Here is a 17,049-nt window from a genome sequence, read left to right on the forward strand (position 1 = left end):
CAGAACGCTATCGCGATGCTTCCTCGCGCTCGCTACGGGATGGGGGTGTGCGGAACCGCTCACGGTGCGTCGCCGCCGACAACGGCCGCCGCTCGCGCCACCCGTGGCGCTCCAGGTCCGGAATGTCCTGCAGACGGCTCACCGGGCCGAGGCAGAGCCACGCCACCGGCCGCACCCCGGCCGGGATCCCGAGCAGGTCGCGCAGGAAATCCTCGCGGTAGAAGCTCACCCAGCCGACGCCGAGGCCCTCCGCGGTGGCGGCCAGCCAGAGGTTCTGGATGGCCAGGCACACCGAGTAAAGGCCGGCGTCGGCGATCGCGTGGCGGCCGAGCACGTCCGGGGCGCCGCGGCTCTCGTCGTAGGTCACGACGACACCGAGCGAGGACGACAGGATGCCCTCGATCTTGATCGGCGCGAAGGTCTCCCGGCGCTCCGGCGGCAGCGACGCGGCGAACACCTCGCGCTCGGCGAGCACGTGGTCGCGGAACGCGGTGCGCGTCCGGGTGCTCTCGACGAGCACGAAATCCCACGGCTGGGTGAGTCCGACGCTCGGCGCGGAGTGCGCGGCCTCGAGCACGCGGGTCAGCACCTCGTCGTCGATGGGGTCGCCGGTGAACTCCGCGCGCACGTCCCGCCGTCGCCGCAGGACCTCGTAGAACTCCTCGATCATGCGTCCAGGATCGCCGACACCCAGCGCAGCGCGGCGTCCACGTCCGCGACGGTGTGCGCAGGCGGACGCGGCGGGCGCCGCACGACGACCACCGGCACCCCCTCCTGGCGGGCCGCGACGAGCTTGGCGGTGGTCATGTCGCCGCCGCTGTCCTTGGTGACCAGCACGTCGATGCGGTGCTCGCGCAGCAGCGCGGTCTCGCCCTCGACGGTGTACGGGCCGCGGTCGAGGAGGACCTCCAGGCGCGGCGGCAGCGGCGGCTCCGGCGGGTCGACGCAGCGGGCCAGGAAGTGCGGCCGCGTGCAGCGCGCGAAGGCGGACAGGCCCTGGCGGCCGCTGGTGAGGAAGATCCGGTCGCCGAGGCGTTCCACCAGGTCCGCGGCCTCGTCGAGGGTGTCCACCCAGTGCCAGTCGTCGCCGGGTCCCTGCTGCCAGCCGGGGCGCTGCAGTCGCAGCAGGGGGACGCCCGACTTGCTCGTGGCCGTTGCCGCGGACGCTCCGATGCGCTCGGCGAACGGGTGTGTGGCGTCCACCACGGCGGCGGTGCCGTGCTCGGTCAGCCAGCGCGCGAGGCCGTCCGGCCCGCCGAAGCCGCCGATCCGCACTTCGCCGACCGGCAGGCGGGGGTTGGCGACCCGCCCGGCCAGCGACGACGTGACCGCGACGCCGCGTCGCACGAGCCCGGCGGCCAGCGCGCGGGCCTCACCGGTGCCTCCGAGCACGAGTACTTCCGTCACGCCAGCCATACTGCCTGGTGATGAGGTACGGGTGGACCACCGGAGCGTGTGCGACCGCGGCCACCACGGCCGCGTACACCGCGCTGCTCACCGGCGAGTTCCCCGACCCGGTCGAGGTGGAGCTGCCGCAGGGGCGCCGCCCGGCGTTCGCGCTGGCCACCGAGCGGCTGGACGCGGATTCGGCGACCGCCGGGGTGATCAAGGACGCCGGTGACGACCCGGACGTGACGCACGGCGCGCTGATCCTGTCCACGGTCCGGCGTGGCGAGCCGGGCAGCGGCGTGACGTTCCGCGCGGGCGTCGGGGTGGGGACGATTACCCTGCCCGGGCTGCCGCTGCCGGTCGGCGAGCCGGCGATCAACCCGGTGCCGCGGCGGCTGATGACCGAGGCGGTGCGCCGGGTGGCGGCCGCGTTCGGCGATTCCGGGGACGTCGTGGTCGAGATCTCCGTGCCCGAGGGTGAGGAGCTGGCGCGGCAGACGTGGAACCCGCGGCTCGGCATCCTCGGCGGGCTGTCGATCCTCGGCACGACCGGCGTGGTGGTGCCGTACTCGTGCTCGGCGTGGATCGACAGCATCCGGCGGGGGGTGGACGTCGCGCGGGCGCTGGGGCACGAACACGTGGCCGGCGCGACGGGAAGCACGTCGGAGCGGGCGGTCGCCGAGCGGTACGGGCTGCCGGAGACGGCGTTGCTCGACATGGGCGACTTCGCGGGCGCGGTGCTCAAGTACGTGAAGCGCCACCCGGTGCCGCGGCTGACGATCGCGGGCGGGTTCGCGAAGATGTCGAAGCTCGCTGCCGGGCACCTGGACCTGCACTCGAAGCGGTCGCAAGTGGACCTCGCGCTGCTGGCGTCGCTCGCGCCCGAGCCGCTGGCCGCGCGCATCCTCGAGGCGAACACGGCGTTGCACGCGCTGCAGCTGTCGCAGGAGGCGGGCTTCCCGATCGGCGAGGCGGTGGCGGACCGGGCGCGGGCGTTCGCGGCGTCGGTGCTGGACCCGGCGCCGGTTGCGGTGGACGTGCTGGTGATGGACCGGGCGGGGAACGTGGTCGGGGTCAGCGAACCGCCGAGGGGCGCGGGTAGCTGACGCGCGGCGGCCAGGCCGGCCGATTCAGCGGCCAGCCGGCGCGGTGCACCGGCGCCGTCGGTCAACGCGTCCTGCGCGACCAGGTCGAGGATCGAACCGCCGGCGAGGCGTTTCGCGCGGGGCGGCGGAATTCACCGCCGGCGTTTCCGATCAATCGCCCGCCGGGTCCGGGACGATCCGGATCTTTTCCGACCGGTCCCGCGCCGCGGAGTACAGGTAGCTGTCCGGGAACTTCTCCGCCGCCAGCACGCGGCCCACGAAGATCACCGCCGCGCGGTCGATTCCCGCGGCGCGCACTTCGGGCGCGATCCGCGACAGGACGCCGCGCAGAATCCGCTGCCCCGGCTGGCTCGCGCAGTGCACCACGGCCACCGGGCAGTCCGCGCCGTAGTGCGGCAGCAGCTCCTCGACCACCTGCTCGATCCGGTTGATCGCCAGGTGCACGGCCAGCGTCGTGCCGGTCGCGGCGAAGTTCGCCAGCGTCTCGCCTGTCGGCATGGCCGTCGAGCGGGCCTGGACGCGCGTGATGACCAGGCTCTGCCCGACCGTCGGCACCGTCAGTTCGCGCCCGAGTTCCGCTGCCGCCGCGGCGAACGCCGGAACGCCGGGCACCACCTGGTAGGGCACGCCCGCGGCGTCGAGGCGGCGCATCTGCTCGGCCACCGCGCTGTAGATCGACGGGTCGCCCGAGCACAGCCGCGCCACGTCGTGGCCCGCGCGGTCGGCCGCCACCAGCTCGCCGACGATCTGCTCCAGCGACAGGTCCGCCGTGTCGATCTTGCGCGCGTCCGCCGGGCAGTGGGCGAGCAGGTCGGGCGGCGTGAGGCTGCCGGGGTACAGGCACACCCCGCAGCGCGCCAGCAGGTCCCGCCCGCGCACGGTGATCAGGTCCGCCGCGCCGGGCCCGGCGCCGATGAAGAACACGGTCATTTCAGGAAACTCCATTGCGTCACGGTCCGGGCCGGGGTCCAGCCGGTGAATCCGCCGAGCGGCGCGGCGTGCTCGGCGGCGATCCGGGTCAGCTCGCCGCCGTGCCGCTGGTACGCCGTCGCGAGCGCCTGTTCCGAGTCGAGCGTCACCGCGTGGGCGACGAGCCGCCCGCCGGGCCGCAGCGCGTCCAGGCAGACGTCCAGCGACGCCAGCCCACCGCCGACGAACACCGCGTCGGGCGTGGGCAGGTCCGCCAGCACCTCCGGCGCGGCGCCCGTCACCACCCGCAGTTCGGGCACGCCCAGCCGGTCCGCGTTGCGCCGGATCCGCGCGGCCCGTTCCGCACTGCGCTCGACGGCGATCGCGCGGTTCGCCGGATGCGCGCGCGACCACTCGATCCCGACGCTTCCGGCCCCGGCGCCGACGTCCCACAGCAGCTCACCGGCCACCGGCGCGAGCCGGGCCAGCGCGCTCGCCCGCAGGTCCCGTTTGGTGATCTGCCCGTCGTGCTCGAAGGCGTCGTCGGGCAGGCCGGGCAGGGCCGGCAACGCCGGGCCCGCGCACTCGACCGCGACGACGTTCAACGGATCGCCCGCGGGGTGTGACCAGTCTCGCGCGAAGCCTTCGACGCGGCGCTCGGCTGGACCGCCGAGCTGCTCCAGCACCGTGAGTTTGCTCTCGCCGAAACCCCTTGCCACCAGCACTTCGGCGAGTTCCGCGGGCGTGCGGCCGTCGGAGCTGAGCACCACCAGCCGGGCCGCCGGCGCGAGCGCCCGGCTCACCCGGTGCACGCTGCGCCCGACGACGCTGACCACCTCGGTCTCCTCCGCGGACCAGCCCATCCTGGCCCTGGCCAGCGCGACCGACGACACCGCGGGCACGATCCGCACGTGCTCCGCGCCGAACCGCCTGACCAGCGTCGTCCCGATGCCGGACAGCAGCGGATCGCCGCTGGCCAGCACGACGACCCGGCGTCCGGCGTGCTCGGCGAACAGGCCGTCCAGCGCGGGCAGCAGCGGGCTCGGCCACGCCACCTTCGGCACGTCCACCGGCACCAGGTCGAGCTGGCGGCGGCCGCCGAACAGCACCTCGGCCGCCGCGATCTCGGCGCGCGCGGGCTCGGTCAGCCCGGCCCACCCGTCTGCCGGGACACCCACAACGACGATCCTCACGGGGGGAGACCGTATGCGATGATCCTGGGGACGGTCGCCGCAGGAACCCGGTGCGACTCCGGGGCGGTCCCGCCACTGTGACCGGCCGAGCGTGCCGGGAGCCAGAGCTTCGGCGGCCGTTACGTGCCCGGCACGTGCCCTGTTCAGGCGGGCGAGGACACCCGCGCGTGGCGAAGGAGTTCGCTTGAGGCCGTATCCGTTCACCGCCGTCGTCGGGATGCCGGACCTCCGGCTCGGACTGGTGCTCTCGGCGATCTCCCCGGCCATCGGCGGCGTGCTGGTGCGTGGCGAGAAGGGCACCGCGAAGTCGACGATGGTGCGCGCGCTGGCCGGCCTGCTGCCCGAGGTCGACGTCGTCGAGGGCTGCCGGTTCTCCTGCGACCCCGCCGCGCCCGACCCGGACTGCCCCGACGCGCCCCACGACACCCGTGCGCTGCGCCGTCCCGCCCGGCTGGTCGAGCTGCCGGTCGGCGCGGCCGAGGACCGCGTGATCGGCTCGCTCAACCTGGAACGCGCGCTCACCGAGGGCGTCACCGACTTCCAGCCCGGCCTGCTCGCCGCCGCGCACCGCGGCCTGCTCTACGTCGACGAGGTCAACCTGCTGCACGACCACCTGGTCGACACGCTGCTCGACGCGGCGGCGATGGGCCGCGCGACCGTCGAGCGCGAGGGCGTCTCGGTGTCGCACGCGGCGCGGTTCGTGTTGATCGGCACCATGAACCCGGAGGAGGGCGAGCTGCGGCCGCAGCTGCTCGACCGGTTCGGGCTGACCGTCGAGGTCGCCGCGAGCCGCGATCCGGAGCAGCGCGCCGAGGTGATCCGCCGCCGGCTCGCCTACGAGGCGGATCCGGACTCGTTCGCCGCGCGGTACGAGGACACCGACGCCCAGCTCGCGGCCGAGATCGCGGCGGCGCAGAAGCTCCTGCCGTCGGTCGAGCTGAGCGACGACGCGTTGCGGCAGATCGCCGAGGTGTGCGCGGCGTTCGAGGTGGACGGGATGCGCGCGGACATCGTCACCGCGCGCACCGCGGTCGCCCACGCCGCGTGGAGCGGGCGTACCGAGGTGTCCACTGAGGACATCCGCGTCGCGGCGCGGCTCGCGTTGCCGCACCGGCGCCGCCGCAACCCGTTCGACGCCCCCGGGATCGACGAGGAGCAGCTCGAACAGGCATTGCGCGACGCCGAGCCGCCGGAGGACCCCGGCCCGCCGGACGACGACGGCCCCGGCTCGGGTTCCGACGCCCCGGCTGAAACCCCGCAGGGACAGCAGCAGCCGGAGACCGGTGGCGAACCGGGCGGCGGCGGGAGCGAGCAGCAGTCCGTCGGCGCCGGAAAGCCGTACCGGGCGAGGATGTTCAGCGTCGCCGGTCTCGGTGAGGGCGCGCACGGCAAGCGGTCCCGCGCGGTGACCGACGCCGGCCGGACCATTGGCGTCCGGCCCCCCGGCACGCGCGAGGGGCGGCCGCACCTGGTGGCGACCGTGCGGGCGGCCGCGCCGCACCAGCGCTCCCGCGGCCGCGACGGCGCCGGCCTGGTGCTGCGGCCCAGCGACCTGCGGTTCGCGTTGCGTGAGGGGCGCGAGGGCAACCTCGTGTTGTTCTGCGTCGACGCGTCCGGCTCGATGGGCGCGAAGTCGCGGATGCGGGAGGTGAAGGCCGCCGTCCTGTCCCTGCTGCTGGACGCCTACCAGCGGCGGGACAAGGTCGGGCTGGTGACGTTCCGGGCCGGCGCCGCCGAGCTGGCGCTGCCGCCGACGATCAGTGTCGAGGCCGCCGCCGCGCGCCTGGAGGGCTTGCCGACGGGCGGGCGGACGCCGCTCGCGGAAGGACTTCTGGAGGCCGCGCGCGTGCTGCGGGTCGAGGCGGTGCGGGACCCACGCCGTCGTCCGCTGCTGGTCGTGGTCACCGACGGCCGGGCCACCAGTGGCGCGGACGCGGTCGCGCGCGCGCAGCAGGCCGCGGAAATGCTGGCCGGGGCGGGCGTCGCGTCCGTGGTGATGGACTGCGAGACCGGGCGCATGCGGCTCGGGCTCGCGGCGGAACTGGCCGCGCGGCTGGGCGGCGAACACGTGCCGCTGGGCGAGGTCGCCGCCGACACGCTGGCCACCGAGGTGCGCAGGAGGGCTGCCTGATGCCGCAGGGGAAACCGCTGGTCGTGCCGGACGACGGCCTCACCACCCGCCAGCGCCGCAACCGGCCGCTGCTCGCCGTGCACACCGGTGAGATGAAGGGCAAGTCCACCGCCGCGTTCGGGATGGCGCTGCGCGCGTGGAACCAGGGCTGGTCGATCGGCGTGTTCCAGTTCGTCAAGTCGGCGAAGTGGAAGGTGGGCGAGGAGAACGCCTTCCGCGCGCTGGGCGCCCTGCACGAGAGCAGCGGCCAGGGCGGGCCGGTCGAGTGGCACAAGATGGGCGAGGGCTGGAGCTGGTCGCGCAAGCAGGGGTCGGACGAGGACCACGCCGCCAACGCGCGTGAGGGCTGGGCGGAGATCAAGCGTCGCCTCGCCGAGGAGCGCCACGACTTCTACGTGCTGGACGAGTTCACCTACCCGCTGCACTGGGGCTGGATCGACACCGCCGAGGTGGTCGCCGCGCTGCGCGACCGGCCGGGCCGCCAGCACGTGGTGATCACCGGCCGCAACGCGCCCGAGGAGCTGATCGAGGCCGCCGACCTGGTGACGCACATGACGAAGGTCAAACACCCGATGGACGCCGGGCAAAAGGGCCAGCGGGGCATCGAATGGTGAACCGCGTCGTCATCGCCGCGCCCGCGTCCGGGCACGGCAAGACGACGATCGCGACCGGGCTGATGGCCGCGTTGCGGGCGCGCGGGCTGGCGGTGTCCGGGCACAAGGTCGGGCCGGACTTCATCGACCCCGGCTACCACTCGCTGGCGACGGGACGGCCGCCACGCAACCTCGATCCGTTCCTGCAGGGCGAATCCCTGCTCGTGCCGTTGCTGCGGCACGGTTCCGCGGGCGCGGACATCGCGGTGATCGAAGGCGTGATGGGCCTGTTCGACGGGCAGCTCGGCACCGAGGGCTACGCGTCGACGGCGCACGTCGCGCGGCTGCTGGGCGCGCCGGTGGTGCTCGTGGTGGACGCGTCGGCGGCGAGCCGCAGCGTCGCGGCGATGGTGCTCGGGTTCGCGCGGTACGAGCCGGGCGTGGAGATCGCGGGCGTCATCCTCAACAAGCTGGGGTCGCCGCGGCACGAGGAGGAGATCCGGGCGGCCCTGGTGCGCACCGGGATTCCCGTGCTGGGCGCGTTGCGGCGCAGCGACGACATCCACGCGCCGAGCAGGCACCTCGGTCTGGTGCCTGCCGCGGAACGGGACGCCGAGTCCCGGGAGCTGCTGCCGAAGCTGGCCGCGTGGGTGGCCGACGGGGTGGACCTGGAAGCGATCGTGCGGGTGGCGCGGTCGGCTCCGGCTCTGACCGCCCCGGCGTGGGAGCCGAGCGGGTCGTATTCGGGGCCGCGCCGGGTGGTGGCGGCGGCCGCGGGGCCTGCGTTCACGTTCCGGTACACCGAGACGGTGGAGTTGCTCGCGGCGTCCGGTGTGGACGTCGTCGACCTGGATCCGTTGCACGACAAGGCGCTTCCCGAGGGGTGCGCCGGGTTGTACTTCGGGGGTGGGTTCCCGGAGGTGCACGTCGAGGACCTGTCGGCGAACGCGCCGCTGCGCGAGGAGCTGGCCGGGGCGATCCGGAGCGGGATGCCGGTGGTGGCCGAGTGCGCCGGGTTGCTGTACCTGTGCCGGGAGCTGGACGGGCTGCCGATGGTGGGGGCGCTGGACGCGTCGGCGGTGATGACCAAGCGGGCCGCGCTGGGGTACCGGACGGCGTCAGCGCCGGTCGATCACCTGCTGGCTCGCGCCGGGGAGCGGGTGACGGGGCACGAGTTCCACCGGACCGTGGTGACGCCGCGGGCGGGCGCGGTGCCGGCGTGGGAGTGGGACGGTGTCGCCGACGGGTTCGCCTCGCCCACGCTGCACGCGTCGTACCTGCACGTCCACTGGGCCGGGCACCCCGCGCTGGCGCACCGGTTCGCGGCGGCGGTGCACGCGCGTGGCTGACTACGACCTGCACCACCACGGGGATCGCGAGGTCGGGGACGGCCTGGTGGACCTGGCGGTGAACGTCCGGCTGCCGTCGCCGCCGTCGTGGCTGCGGGCGGAGCTGGCCGCGGCGCTGGACGACCTGGCCGCGTATCCCTCGGTGGACGCGGCTGCCGAGGCGGTCGCGGCGCGGCACGGCCGGGACGTGTCGGACGTGCTGGTGACGGCGGGCGCGGCGGAGGCGTTCACGTTGCTGGCCAACGCGTTGCGGCCGCGACACGCGGTGGTCGTGCACCCGCAGTTCACCGAACCGGAGGCGGCCCTGCGCGCGGCGGGCCACGAGGTGGACCGGGTCGTGCTGTCCGCTTCGGACGGTTTCACCCTCGGACCGGTGCCCGCGGACGCGGATCTGGTGTTCGTCGGCAACCCCACCAACCCGACGTCCGTGCTGCACCCGGCCGCGGCGTTGCGTGCGCTGGTGCGCCCGGGCCGGGTGCTGGTGGTCGACGAGGCCTTCCTGGACGCGGTGCCGGGCGAGCCGGAAAGCCTGGTGGGGGAACGACTTCCGGGTGTGGTGGTGATCCGCAGCCTGACGAAGACGTGGGGGATCGCGGGCCTGCGCGCGGGTTACGTCCTGGCCGAACCGTCGCTTGTGGACGCCCTGCGGGCCGTGCAGCCGCCGTGGTCGGTGTCGACGCTCGCCGCGCGCGCCGTGGTGGCCTGCATGCGACCGTCGGCGCTGGACGAGGCTGACAAGCTGGCGGTGCGGGCGGAGCAGGACCGGGACTACCTGGTCTCCGGTCTGCGCTCCCTGGGAGTCGAAGTGGCCGGCGAGCCACGCGGCCCGTTCGTGCTGGTGCGCATCCCGGACGCGGCGAACCTGCGGCTGCGCCTGAGAGCGGCCGGATACGCCGTCCGCCGGGGCGACACATTCCCCGGCTTGGACGGAGATTGGCTGCGGATCGCCGTGCGGGACCGCGAGGTGACCGACTCCTTCCTGGACGCGCTACGGTCTCGGCTGAACGGGTGAACTCTGTTCAACATGCGCTGACGGCGGCCGGCGAAGCGGTAGGTACGGGTGGTGCTATCGCCGAACGTCCGGCGGGGCTTCCGGGCTCTGATCGGAGAACAACTCTGGGGCGGTCTCGTCGCCCGTGGCGTCACCCGCAGCTACCCGGCCGGATCCTTCCTGCTGCGCCAGGGTGATCCAGGGGGATGGGTGCTGGTCCTCCTGCGGGGACGTGTGAAGGTCACCGGGCACGACGAGGAGGGGGCGGAACTCCTCGTCTCGCTACGTGCGGCTGGTGACCTGGTCGGCGAGATCGCCGGTGTTCCGCAGGTCGCGAGGACGGCGAGCGTGCAGGCGATCGACCGCTGCACCGTGCAAGTCCTCACCGCGGAGGTGTTCCGCGAGTTCCTCCGCCGTAACTGCGCGGACAGCCAATTCACCGATTACCTGCTGGCCAAACTGTCCGAAACGGTCCCCTACCAGATGCAGTTGGTGCACTTCAGCGCCCAGCGCCGTCTGGCAAGGCTCATCCTGGAACTGGTCGCGCTGGCCGATCCAGGTGATCCGGAGCGGATGCAGGTGCCGTTCTCGCAGGAGGCGCTCGCTCGTGCGCTCGGGCTGTCCCGAAGCACCGTGGCCGAACAGATCTCGGTCCTCCGCGCATCCGGGGCTCTCGGTCTCGGTCGGCGGCTCCTGGTGGCGGATCTCGACAAACTGGCGGACAGTGCTGGACTGTGACGTCAGTCACTACGAAGTTTGTCTGCCATCGGACAATTCCCGGACCGCGCCTCGCGGATCGTCTTGCCAGTGCCTCGCACCAGGAGCGCAGGCAGGAAGGCGATCACGATGGACAAGCACGATCACGTCGAAGCACTACCTCCGTACCGGGCTCTGCTGGTGGTCGACATCAAGAACTTCAGTGGCAGGCGCGGCAGGTTCCACGCCGAGCTGACCGAGGCCGTGCCGGAAATCCTCGAGCAGGCGTTCCAGCGGGCCGGGTTGTCCGGGCTGTGGCAGGAGCACAAGTACCGATCGACGACGGGCGACGGTTACGTCGCGGGCTTCCGCGCCGAGATGCTGCCGTTCCTGCTCAACCCGTTCCTGCCCGCGCTGCAGGAGGAGCTGGAGTACCGCAACACGGTCGGTTGGCGTCCGGCTGGCGAAGAGCCGCTGCGGATGCGCGTCAGCGTCAACGTGGGCCCGATGACGGACTCGGGCCGTGGCATCTCCGACGGGAGCGGGGAGTCGCGGGTGGAGAACCACCGGCTGCTCGACTCGGAGCCGGTCCGCGACCTGCTGAGTCGTTCGGGCAAGCCGACCTGCGTGGCGGCGATCGTCTCGGAGCGAGCGTTCGCCGACGCGGTCGCGACCGGCTACACGGGGGAGGACGAGGCTTTGTACGTCCGGGTTCCGGTCAGTCAGAAGACCTACCGCGGTGCCGCCCACCTGCGCGTGCCCAAGCCCTCCGGCGACCTCCTCGACCGCGGTTTCCGGAACGAGGTCGAGGCGGCCGAGGACCCGGACGGCCGGCCGGAGACCGCGACGAACTCGACGGTGATCCACCACGCGAGCGGTCCGTTGCACAGCGGCTCCGGCAACCAGTTCAACGGGGAAACGCAGAACATCGTCGGCCGCAACACCGGCGGGATCCACCAGTCCTTCGACAGGCGTGACCGGTGAGCACCCCCACGAACCGGACCGAGATCGCCGACGTGGCCGGCCCGGTGCACACCGGCAGCGGGGACCAGATCCACCACTACTACCAATTGCTCGGGCAGGTGCGGGAGGACCCGGTACCGGCCACACGCAGGCCGGTCACCGCCGATGACCTCCACTGGTTGCGGAGCAGGTTCGAGCCGCCTCCCGGGTTCGACAGGGCGGTGCCTGTCGCGGACGGCGGCCTCGTCGTCGTGAGCGGGCGGGCGGGCTCGGGCAGGGAAACCGCGGCCCGGATGCTCTTGTGTCCCGAGGGCGATGTGGTGCGAGAGATCCAGGAGGTGGAGACAGAGGCGGGGATCGACGTTCCACTCGGCGACGTCGAAACCGGGGACCGGCTCCTGGTCAACTTCTCCGCCCTGCACCGCTGGGAGTTCTCCGCTCGTGAGGGTGAGCTGCGGTCGCTGGCCGATGCGGTGGTGCGGAACCGGGCTCGACTGGCGTTGGTGATCGGCCGGGAGCAGGAGGACTGGCTCCACGACGATCTGCGGCGGCGGGTCGTGCGGCTGGAGCGACCGGACGCCCTGCGGGTCGTGCTCAAGCACCTTGCACAAGCCGGGATCCAGCTCCTAGCGGAACAGGTCGACGGCCCGCTCCGGGAGGTTCTCGAGGGAGCCTCGATGAGCGACCTGATGCGTGTGGGACAGCTGGTCGTCGAGGAGAGCGAACAGGACCAGGGCGGTCCGCGGGGCTGGCTGGCCGCCGCGGTCGAAGCGATTCGAGGTTACCCGGGAGAACTGGAACGGCTTCTGGAAAAGCAACCGGAAGGACGACAGCGTGCGTTGTTGCTTGCCGCCGCCGCTATGGCGGAGGCGCGGATCGACGCGGTGGCGTCGGCCGAGCGCAGGCTGCTCGAGCTGGTCGAGTTCCCGGCTGCCGAACAGCACTGGCTCGAGGCGGACGGCGTGGTCGCGCGGCTCGGCCGCATCGGGGCCGAGGTGGACGACCGGCGAGTGGTGTTCGCGCGGATCGGTTACGCCGAGGCGGTGCTCGGCCGGTTGTGGGACGAATACGCCGGCCTTCACCAGGACCTCGGACGGTGGCTGTCGGAAGTCGCCGTCTCGCCGGACCTGACCGAGACGGAACGGGGGCTGATCTGTGACCGGCTCGGCGATCAGTTGCTGCGCAGTCACGACGTGCGGGCGCTCCTCGCAACGGCGCGAGCCTGGGCCACCCAGCCAAGGAACGAAGTACGGGTACTGGCTTACCGGCTGCTCGCCCGTGCAGTCGTGGATCGGCACTGCGGACGAGAGGCGCGCAAGCAACTGCGCGAGTGGGCGCTGGATCCCTCCTTGCCCGCGCGGCTCGCGCACGTGGTGCTCGCGGTGTGCGAGCAGGTGCTGGTGCACACCCAGCCGGACATGGCGGTGGTGCGGCTGAGGCTGCTGACCCTGCATCCCGCTCCGGCCGTCTCGGCCACCGCTCGCGAGGTCCTGATCCGTCTCGCGAGCGACGGGCGGATGTATCGGCGGATCCTGGCCGTTCTGGCCAGGACGAACAAGATCGACCACGACCTCTTCGCCGTTCTGTGCGCGCCCGGCCGAGCCGACGGGAACCGGTGGACGCACGCCCGTCTGAGCGACTGCTGGCGCGCGATCCTGGACGAACGCGATGCCCGAGGGTGGTCCCACCTGGCCGAGCCGTGGCTGGCCGAGGCGGCCTTCGGTGGGCGTCCGGAGTTGCTGGACATCCTCACCGCTGCCGCCGGCGCGGACCCGGTGCGAGCGAGCCGGCTGTTCGTCGTCGTCCGGGAGTGGGCTTCCCGTCACGAAGGTGGGATGCCGGTGCTCACCAGGCTTCGACGTGGCCTCGACGAACAACAGGGTGTGACTGATTTGTGGGACGACGAGCCGATTTCGGAGGCGAAGTGATGAACAACCGGACAGTGGTGGCGATCGGACTCGGGATCGCGGCGGCCCTGATCGTGTCCGCACTGCTCGGCGGGTGGGTCGCGCTCGTTGTGGTCGTGGTGCTTTTCGTCATCATCGGGGCCGCGATCGCCGCGACTCGACCGCGACCGCAGCCGCAGTTCGCGCCGCCCGTGCCGCCGCAGCCGATCAACGGCGAGTGCCCGGTGAGCGGAGAACGACTCCGATCAGCCGACCGGGACTACTACTTTTTTTCTCAGCTCAGGTGCACTACCAGTTCGTCCCCGGAACGGGCGGACCGGACGTCGCGAGCTGGGCGGTCCAGAACGTGCGTGACCGTGCGAGCGAACTGGCCGGGCGCTATCAACCGGAGGATCTGGCCCAAGCGCAACAGGACCTCGCCGCCGCACTGGCGCAGGCAGCGGGCGACTCGGGGTCACGCTGGGCGTGGGCAGCGCAAGTGACGCTGGTGTTGTCCGACGCGGATCGCGAGTTCGTGGACCGCCGCGTCGAACTGAGGAAGAAGGTCCGGCAGTGGGAGGACGAGCTCGCCCTGGAAAAGGCGTTGCGGGCCTACTTGCGCGACGACGCTCTCGCGACCCCCAGCAACGCCCTGATCTGGTGGCTGGCGCAGCACAAGGACCGCGTCGAGGAGGCTGTACGACTTCGGGGGACGTTCGCGCTGTTGTCCTCCGCAGCTCACGAATCCACGGTGTCTCCGTTCTTCGCGTCCTACGCGGCGGACGCGGAACCGGCGGTTTCGGAAGCCGCGCAGCGGCACTTCGCCGCCGGACCGGCGGATCGTCCCAGCTCGCCGGTCGAGCTCGCCGACCGGTTCGTCCAGGCGGTGTATCCCTCGGCCGACGACGAGCCGCAGCGTGAGTTGCTCAAGGATCGACTCGCGCGTCTGCTCGTCACGTCGGGGAGGACGGACCTCGGCGATGCGTTGCGGCACAACGACGATGACGACGGCCAAGACAACGTCACCTCGTTGTGGTGATCATGGTTCCGCGCTACGGCGCGAGCGCTAGCCAGGCCGCGGCGGCCGCGATCTCCACGCACGCGCCGAGCACGTCCCCGGTGATGCCGCCCAGCCGGGCGGTGCCGCGCCACAACACGGCCCCGGCCGCGGCGAAGGCGACGGTGACCGCAAGCGGGCCGCGCCACCAGTCCATTCCGGGAGCGAGGGTGGCGAGACCGGCGGCGGCGCACAGGGTTGCGATCGTCCACAGCGGATGGATGCTGCCCGCGACGGTGGCGCCGAGGCCCTCGGGCCGGGCCGAGGGGATGCCGCGGGTGCAGCACAGGGCGAGCACCCACCGGCTCACGAGGGTGCCGACGGTGGCGGCCGTGACTCCGTGCCCGGCGGAGATCGCGCCGCTGAGTGCTCCACACTGGACGATGAGCACGAGGACCAGTGTGGCGACCCCGGTGGGCCCCGAATCGCCGCGGCGCATGATTTCCAGGGCGCGCTCGCGGTCGAAGGACGCGCCGAGGCCGTCCGCGGTGTCGGCGAGGCCGTCGAGGTGCAGCCCCCGGCTGGCGAGGCCGACCGCGCCGACCGCGAGCCCCGCCACGGCGATCGCGGGCAGCCCGAGCGCACCCCCCGCGAGGACGACGAGCCCGGCCAGCACGGCGAGCGGCACAGCCGCCACCGGCGCCAGGAGCATCGCGCCGCCCGCCACGCGCCGGTCGATGGTGCGCGGTGCGGGGACTGGTAGGGCGGTGAGGGTGCCGAGTGCCATCCGCAGCGCGTCGGTCAGCATGGTGGTGCCCCTCGTGTGGGGGCGGCTGCCCGCCGGTCGATGGTGCGCGGTGCGGGAAACCCCACCGCGGCTCCACCCCCGCGGCCCGGATCGAACCCCTCAGCCAAGGTCGGCCAGCAGACCCATGTCCGCGATGATCGCCCGCGCCGCGCGCAGCGTCGGGATCGCCTGGACCGCTCCGCTGCCCTCGCCCAGCCGCAGGCCCAGGTCGACGATCGGCGTCAGCCCGAGCGCCTTCAACGCGACCGCCTGCGACGGCTCCGTCGACCGGTGCCCGGCCAGCCACCACCGCACCGCCTCGGGCGCGATCTCCGCGGCCACCACGGCCGCGGCGGCGGAGAACACCCCGTCCAGCACCACCGGCACCCCGCGGACCGCGCCCTGCACCAGGAAACCGGCCGTCGCGGCAGCACACGCGCTGCCCAGCGCCGTGAGCAGCTCGAACGGGTCCGACACCCGCTCCCCGGCCCGCTCCACCGCGGCCCGCACCACCGCGACCTTCCGCGCGCGCCCGGCCTCGTCCACACCCGTCCCGGTGCCGACGACCTCTTCGGCAGGCACCCCGAGCGCCGCGGCGACCAGTGCCGCCGCCACCGCGGTGTTGCCGATTCCCATGTCACCGGGGATGAGCAGGTCCGCGCCGTCGTCCACCTCGGCGTCGGCGACCCGGCGGCCGGCCTCGAACGCCCGCGCCGCCTCGCCCGGCTCCAGCGCGTCCTCGGCCTCGATCGACCCCGAACCGCGCCGGACCTTCCACGCCCGCACCTCGGCCGGCACGTCGGACAGGTCGTCGTCGACCGCGATGTCCAGCACCCGGACCCCCGCGCCGACCTCGCGGGCCAGCACGTTCACCCCGCTCTTGCCCGCCAGGAACACCCGCACCATCGCCGCGGTCACCTCACGCGGGTACGCCGACAGCCGGCTCACCCCGTGGTCCCCGGCGAACACGACCACCCGCGGCCGCTCGATCGGCGGCGGCGGGACCTGCCCGGACGCGGCGCACAGCCACGCCGCGAGCTCCTCCAGCCGCCCCAGCGCGCCGACGGGTTTGACCAGCGCGTCCAGCCGTTCCAGCGCGGCGGCGTGCGCAGCAGCGTCCGGCGCGGGGATGTCGAAGCGGGTCACAGCCGAGCCCTTTCGTCGAGGTGCAGGACGCGCCCCGCCACCACCAGCTGGACGCTGTCCGCCTGGGCCGCGACGCGGTCGTTGAGCGCACCCAGCACATCACGGAACAGCCGCCCGGAGGCTGTCGCGGGCACCACACCCATGCCGACCTCGTTGGTCACCGCCACGATCGGCACGTGCGCGATCCGCCACGCCTCGAGGAACTCCTCCATCCGCTCGTCCAGCCGCAGTTCCCAGCCGTTCTTCGCGTCCCACGCGCCGACATCGCCGAGCACCCGCGTGACCCAGGTGCCGAGGCAGTCGATCAGCAGCGGCCGCGACGCCTTCCGCACCGTGGTGGCGAGGTCGCCGGTTTCGACCGTGCGCCAGTTCGCCGGTCTGCGGGCCTGGTGCAGCGCGATCCGCGCCGCCCATTCGGGGTCGTCGCCAGTGGGCACCGGGCCGGGCGCGACGTAGACGACTTCGGGATGGCGGGCCATCAGACGCTCGGCGTGGCGCGACTTGCCCGAGCGGACCCCGCCCAGGACCAGCACCTTCGCCTCGTCGTCCCCGTACCGGCGGAGCAGCCGGGCGGCGGCCTCCAATGAGGCGGCCAGCCGCTGGGTCAGCTTGGTCATACCCGGCATTGTCGTGCACGGGCTACCGTCCCGTGTGTGGTGTATGCAAGATCGTTGACCGCGGTCGGCCTCGTGGCCGGTTACGCCCTGGACGCGGCCTTCGGTGATCCGCGCCGCGGGCATCCGGTCGCCCTGTTCGGGCGCGCGGCGAAGGCGCTGGAGCGGCGCGTCTGGGCCGACTCGCGGGCGCGCGGCGCCGCATACGCCGTGACCTGCGTCAGTGCCGCGGCGGGGCTCGGCGCGCTCGCCCAGGCCGCCGCCCGGCGGCCGTTCGCCCCGCGTCGCGGTGACGGCGC

17 protein-coding genes and 1 riboswitch are annotated in these 17,049 nt (G+C 73.2%); of the genes, 10 read left to right on the forward strand and 7 right to left on the reverse strand.

Annotation, left to right across the window (positions count from 1 at the left end; all coding sequences use genetic code 11):
* Positions 1–7: 7 nt before the first annotated feature.
* Positions 8–670: a 5,6-dimethylbenzimidazole synthase gene (gene bluB, locus ABZ193_RS15855; RefSeq protein WP_354710334.1), complete on the reverse strand. Its 663-nt coding sequence runs from the start codon at positions 668–670 to the stop codon at positions 8–10.
* On the reverse strand, positions 667–1,392 hold the full coding sequence (locus ABZ193_RS15860; protein WP_354710352.1) for a cobalt-precorrin-6A reductase: 726 nt from the start codon (positions 1,390–1,392) through the stop codon (positions 667–669). Before ABZ193_RS15860 ends, bluB begins: the two co-directional genes overlap by 4 nt.
* A gap of 35 nt (positions 1,393–1,427) precedes the next feature.
* Between ABZ193_RS15860 and ABZ193_RS15865 the strand changes: the two genes are divergently transcribed.
* Entirely contained in the window at positions 1,428–2,495 is a 1,068-nt protein-coding gene (locus tag ABZ193_RS15865; protein WP_354710335.1) for a cobalt-precorrin-5B (C(1))-methyltransferase, read from the forward strand.
* Between the two features lie 150 nt (positions 2,496–2,645).
* On the opposite strand, the gene cobM is transcribed toward ABZ193_RS15865, so the two are convergent.
* Both cobM and cbiE read right to left on the reverse strand, forming a co-directional pair.
* Positions 2,646–3,425 (reverse strand): precorrin-4 C(11)-methyltransferase, encoded by a 780-nt coding sequence (cobM, locus tag ABZ193_RS15870; RefSeq protein ID WP_020421892.1) that lies wholly within the window; start codon positions 3,423–3,425, stop codon positions 2,646–2,648.
* Positions 3,422–4,582 carry a precorrin-6y C5,15-methyltransferase (decarboxylating) subunit CbiE gene (gene cbiE / locus ABZ193_RS15875; RefSeq protein ID WP_354710353.1) on the reverse strand — a complete coding sequence of 387 codons (1,161 nt, stop codon included), beginning with the start codon at positions 4,580–4,582 and terminating at the stop codon, positions 3,422–3,424. Before cbiE ends, cobM begins: the two co-directional genes overlap by 4 nt.
* A 61-nt stretch (positions 4,583–4,643) precedes the next feature.
* Positions 4,644–4,703: riboswitch (cobalamin riboswitch) on the forward strand.
* Positions 4,704–4,781: 78 nt separating this feature from the next.
* Here cbiE and ABZ193_RS15880 point away from each other — a divergent pair.
* From ABZ193_RS15880 to ABZ193_RS15915, 8 genes are all read left to right on the forward strand, one after another.
* Positions 4,782–6,728 (forward strand): putative cobaltochelatase, encoded by a 1,947-nt coding sequence (locus ABZ193_RS15880; RefSeq protein WP_354710336.1) that lies wholly within the window; start codon positions 4,782–4,784, stop codon positions 6,726–6,728.
* Positions 6,728–7,342, forward strand: coding sequence for a cob(I)yrinic acid a,c-diamide adenosyltransferase (gene cobO / locus ABZ193_RS15885; protein WP_020421889.1), 615 nt, complete (start codon positions 6,728–6,730; stop codon positions 7,340–7,342). Before ABZ193_RS15880 ends, cobO begins: the two co-directional genes overlap by 1 nt.
* A complete protein-coding gene (locus ABZ193_RS15890) occupies positions 7,336–8,670 on the forward strand; it encodes a cobyrinate a,c-diamide synthase (RefSeq protein WP_354710337.1) in 1,335 nt (444 codons plus the stop codon). Before cobO ends, ABZ193_RS15890 begins: the two co-directional genes overlap by 7 nt.
* Positions 8,663–9,682: an Rv2231c family pyridoxal phosphate-dependent protein CobC gene (gene cobC, locus ABZ193_RS15895; RefSeq protein WP_354710338.1), complete on the forward strand. Its 1,020-nt coding sequence runs from the start codon at positions 8,663–8,665 to the stop codon at positions 9,680–9,682. The genes ABZ193_RS15890 and cobC overlap by 8 nt, the downstream gene beginning before the upstream one ends.
* Before the next feature lie 51 nt (positions 9,683–9,733).
* Complete coding sequence (locus ABZ193_RS15900; protein WP_354710339.1) at positions 9,734–10,399, forward strand: Crp/Fnr family transcriptional regulator; 666 nt, start codon at positions 9,734–9,736, stop codon at positions 10,397–10,399.
* Positions 10,400–10,507: 108 nt separating this feature from the next.
* Positions 10,508–11,341 carry a hypothetical protein gene (locus ABZ193_RS15905; protein WP_354710340.1) on the forward strand — a complete coding sequence of 278 codons (834 nt, stop codon included), beginning with the start codon at positions 10,508–10,510 and terminating at the stop codon, positions 11,339–11,341.
* A gap of 32 nt (positions 11,342–11,373) precedes the next feature.
* Entirely contained in the window at positions 11,374–13,248 is a 1,875-nt protein-coding gene (locus tag ABZ193_RS15910) for a hypothetical protein (RefSeq protein WP_354710341.1), read from the forward strand.
* A 262-nt stretch (positions 13,249–13,510) separates the two neighbouring features.
* Complete coding sequence (locus ABZ193_RS15915) at positions 13,511–14,245, forward strand: hypothetical protein (protein WP_354710342.1); 735 nt, start codon at positions 13,511–13,513, stop codon at positions 14,243–14,245.
* 13 nt (positions 14,246–14,258) lie between these two features.
* On the opposite strand, the gene ABZ193_RS15920 is transcribed toward ABZ193_RS15915, so the two are convergent.
* The 3 genes from ABZ193_RS15920 to cobU all read right to left on the reverse strand — a co-directional run bounded on the left by ABZ193_RS15920 (position 14,259) and on the right by cobU (position 16,753).
* A complete protein-coding gene (locus ABZ193_RS15920) occupies positions 14,259–15,011 on the reverse strand; it encodes an adenosylcobinamide-GDP ribazoletransferase (protein WP_354710343.1) in 753 nt (250 codons plus the stop codon).
* 99 nt (positions 15,012–15,110) lie between these two features.
* Entirely contained in the window at positions 15,111–16,136 is a 1,026-nt protein-coding gene (cobT, locus tag ABZ193_RS15925; protein ID WP_020423527.1) for a nicotinate-nucleotide--dimethylbenzimidazole phosphoribosyltransferase, read from the reverse strand.
* Positions 16,133–16,753 (reverse strand): bifunctional adenosylcobinamide kinase/adenosylcobinamide-phosphate guanylyltransferase, encoded by a 621-nt coding sequence (cobU, locus tag ABZ193_RS15930; RefSeq protein ID WP_017984381.1) that lies wholly within the window; start codon positions 16,751–16,753, stop codon positions 16,133–16,135. Before cobU ends, cobT begins: the two co-directional genes overlap by 4 nt.
* Positions 16,754–16,789: 36 nt before the next feature.
* On the opposite strand from cobU, the gene ABZ193_RS15935 reads away from it, so the two are divergent.
* On the forward strand, positions 16,790–17,049 hold a 260-nt coding region (locus tag ABZ193_RS15935; protein ID WP_354710345.1), incomplete at its 3' end, for a cobalamin biosynthesis protein.

The organism is Amycolatopsis sp. NPDC006125 (genome assembly GCF_040614195.1).
GTDB classification, from domain to species: domain Bacteria; phylum Actinomycetota; class Actinomycetes; order Mycobacteriales; family Pseudonocardiaceae; genus Amycolatopsis_E; species Amycolatopsis_E tucumanensis.

What these genes read in the sequence shown, in the direction of transcription:
- cobO (WP_020421889.1), top strand. Translation starts at nt 6,728, where the DNA reads ATGCCGCAGGGGAAACCGCTGGTCGTGCCGGACGACGGCCTCACCACC.
- ABZ193_RS15890 (WP_354710337.1), top strand. Translation starts at nt 7,336, where the DNA reads ATGGTGAACCGCGTCGTCATCGCCGCGCCCGCGTCCGGGCACGGCAAG.
- cobM (WP_020421892.1), bottom strand. Translation starts at nt 3,425, where the DNA reads ATGACCGTGTTCTTCATCGGCGCCGGGCCCGGCGCGGCGGACCTGATC.
- cobU (WP_017984381.1), bottom strand. Translation starts at nt 16,753, where the DNA reads ATGACCAAGCTGACCCAGCGGCTGGCCGCCTCATTGGAGGCCGCCGCC.
- ABZ193_RS15865 (WP_354710335.1), top strand. Translation starts at nt 1,428, where the DNA reads ATGAGGTACGGGTGGACCACCGGAGCGTGTGCGACCGCGGCCACCACG.
- ABZ193_RS15920 (WP_354710343.1), bottom strand. Translation starts at nt 15,011, where the DNA reads ATGCTGACCGACGCGCTGCGGATGGCACTCGGCACCCTCACCGCCCTA.
- bluB (WP_354710334.1), bottom strand. Translation starts at nt 670, where the DNA reads ATGATCGAGGAGTTCTACGAGGTCCTGCGGCGACGGCGGGACGTGCGC.
- ABZ193_RS15905 (WP_354710340.1), top strand. Translation starts at nt 10,508, where the DNA reads ATGGACAAGCACGATCACGTCGAAGCACTACCTCCGTACCGGGCTCTG.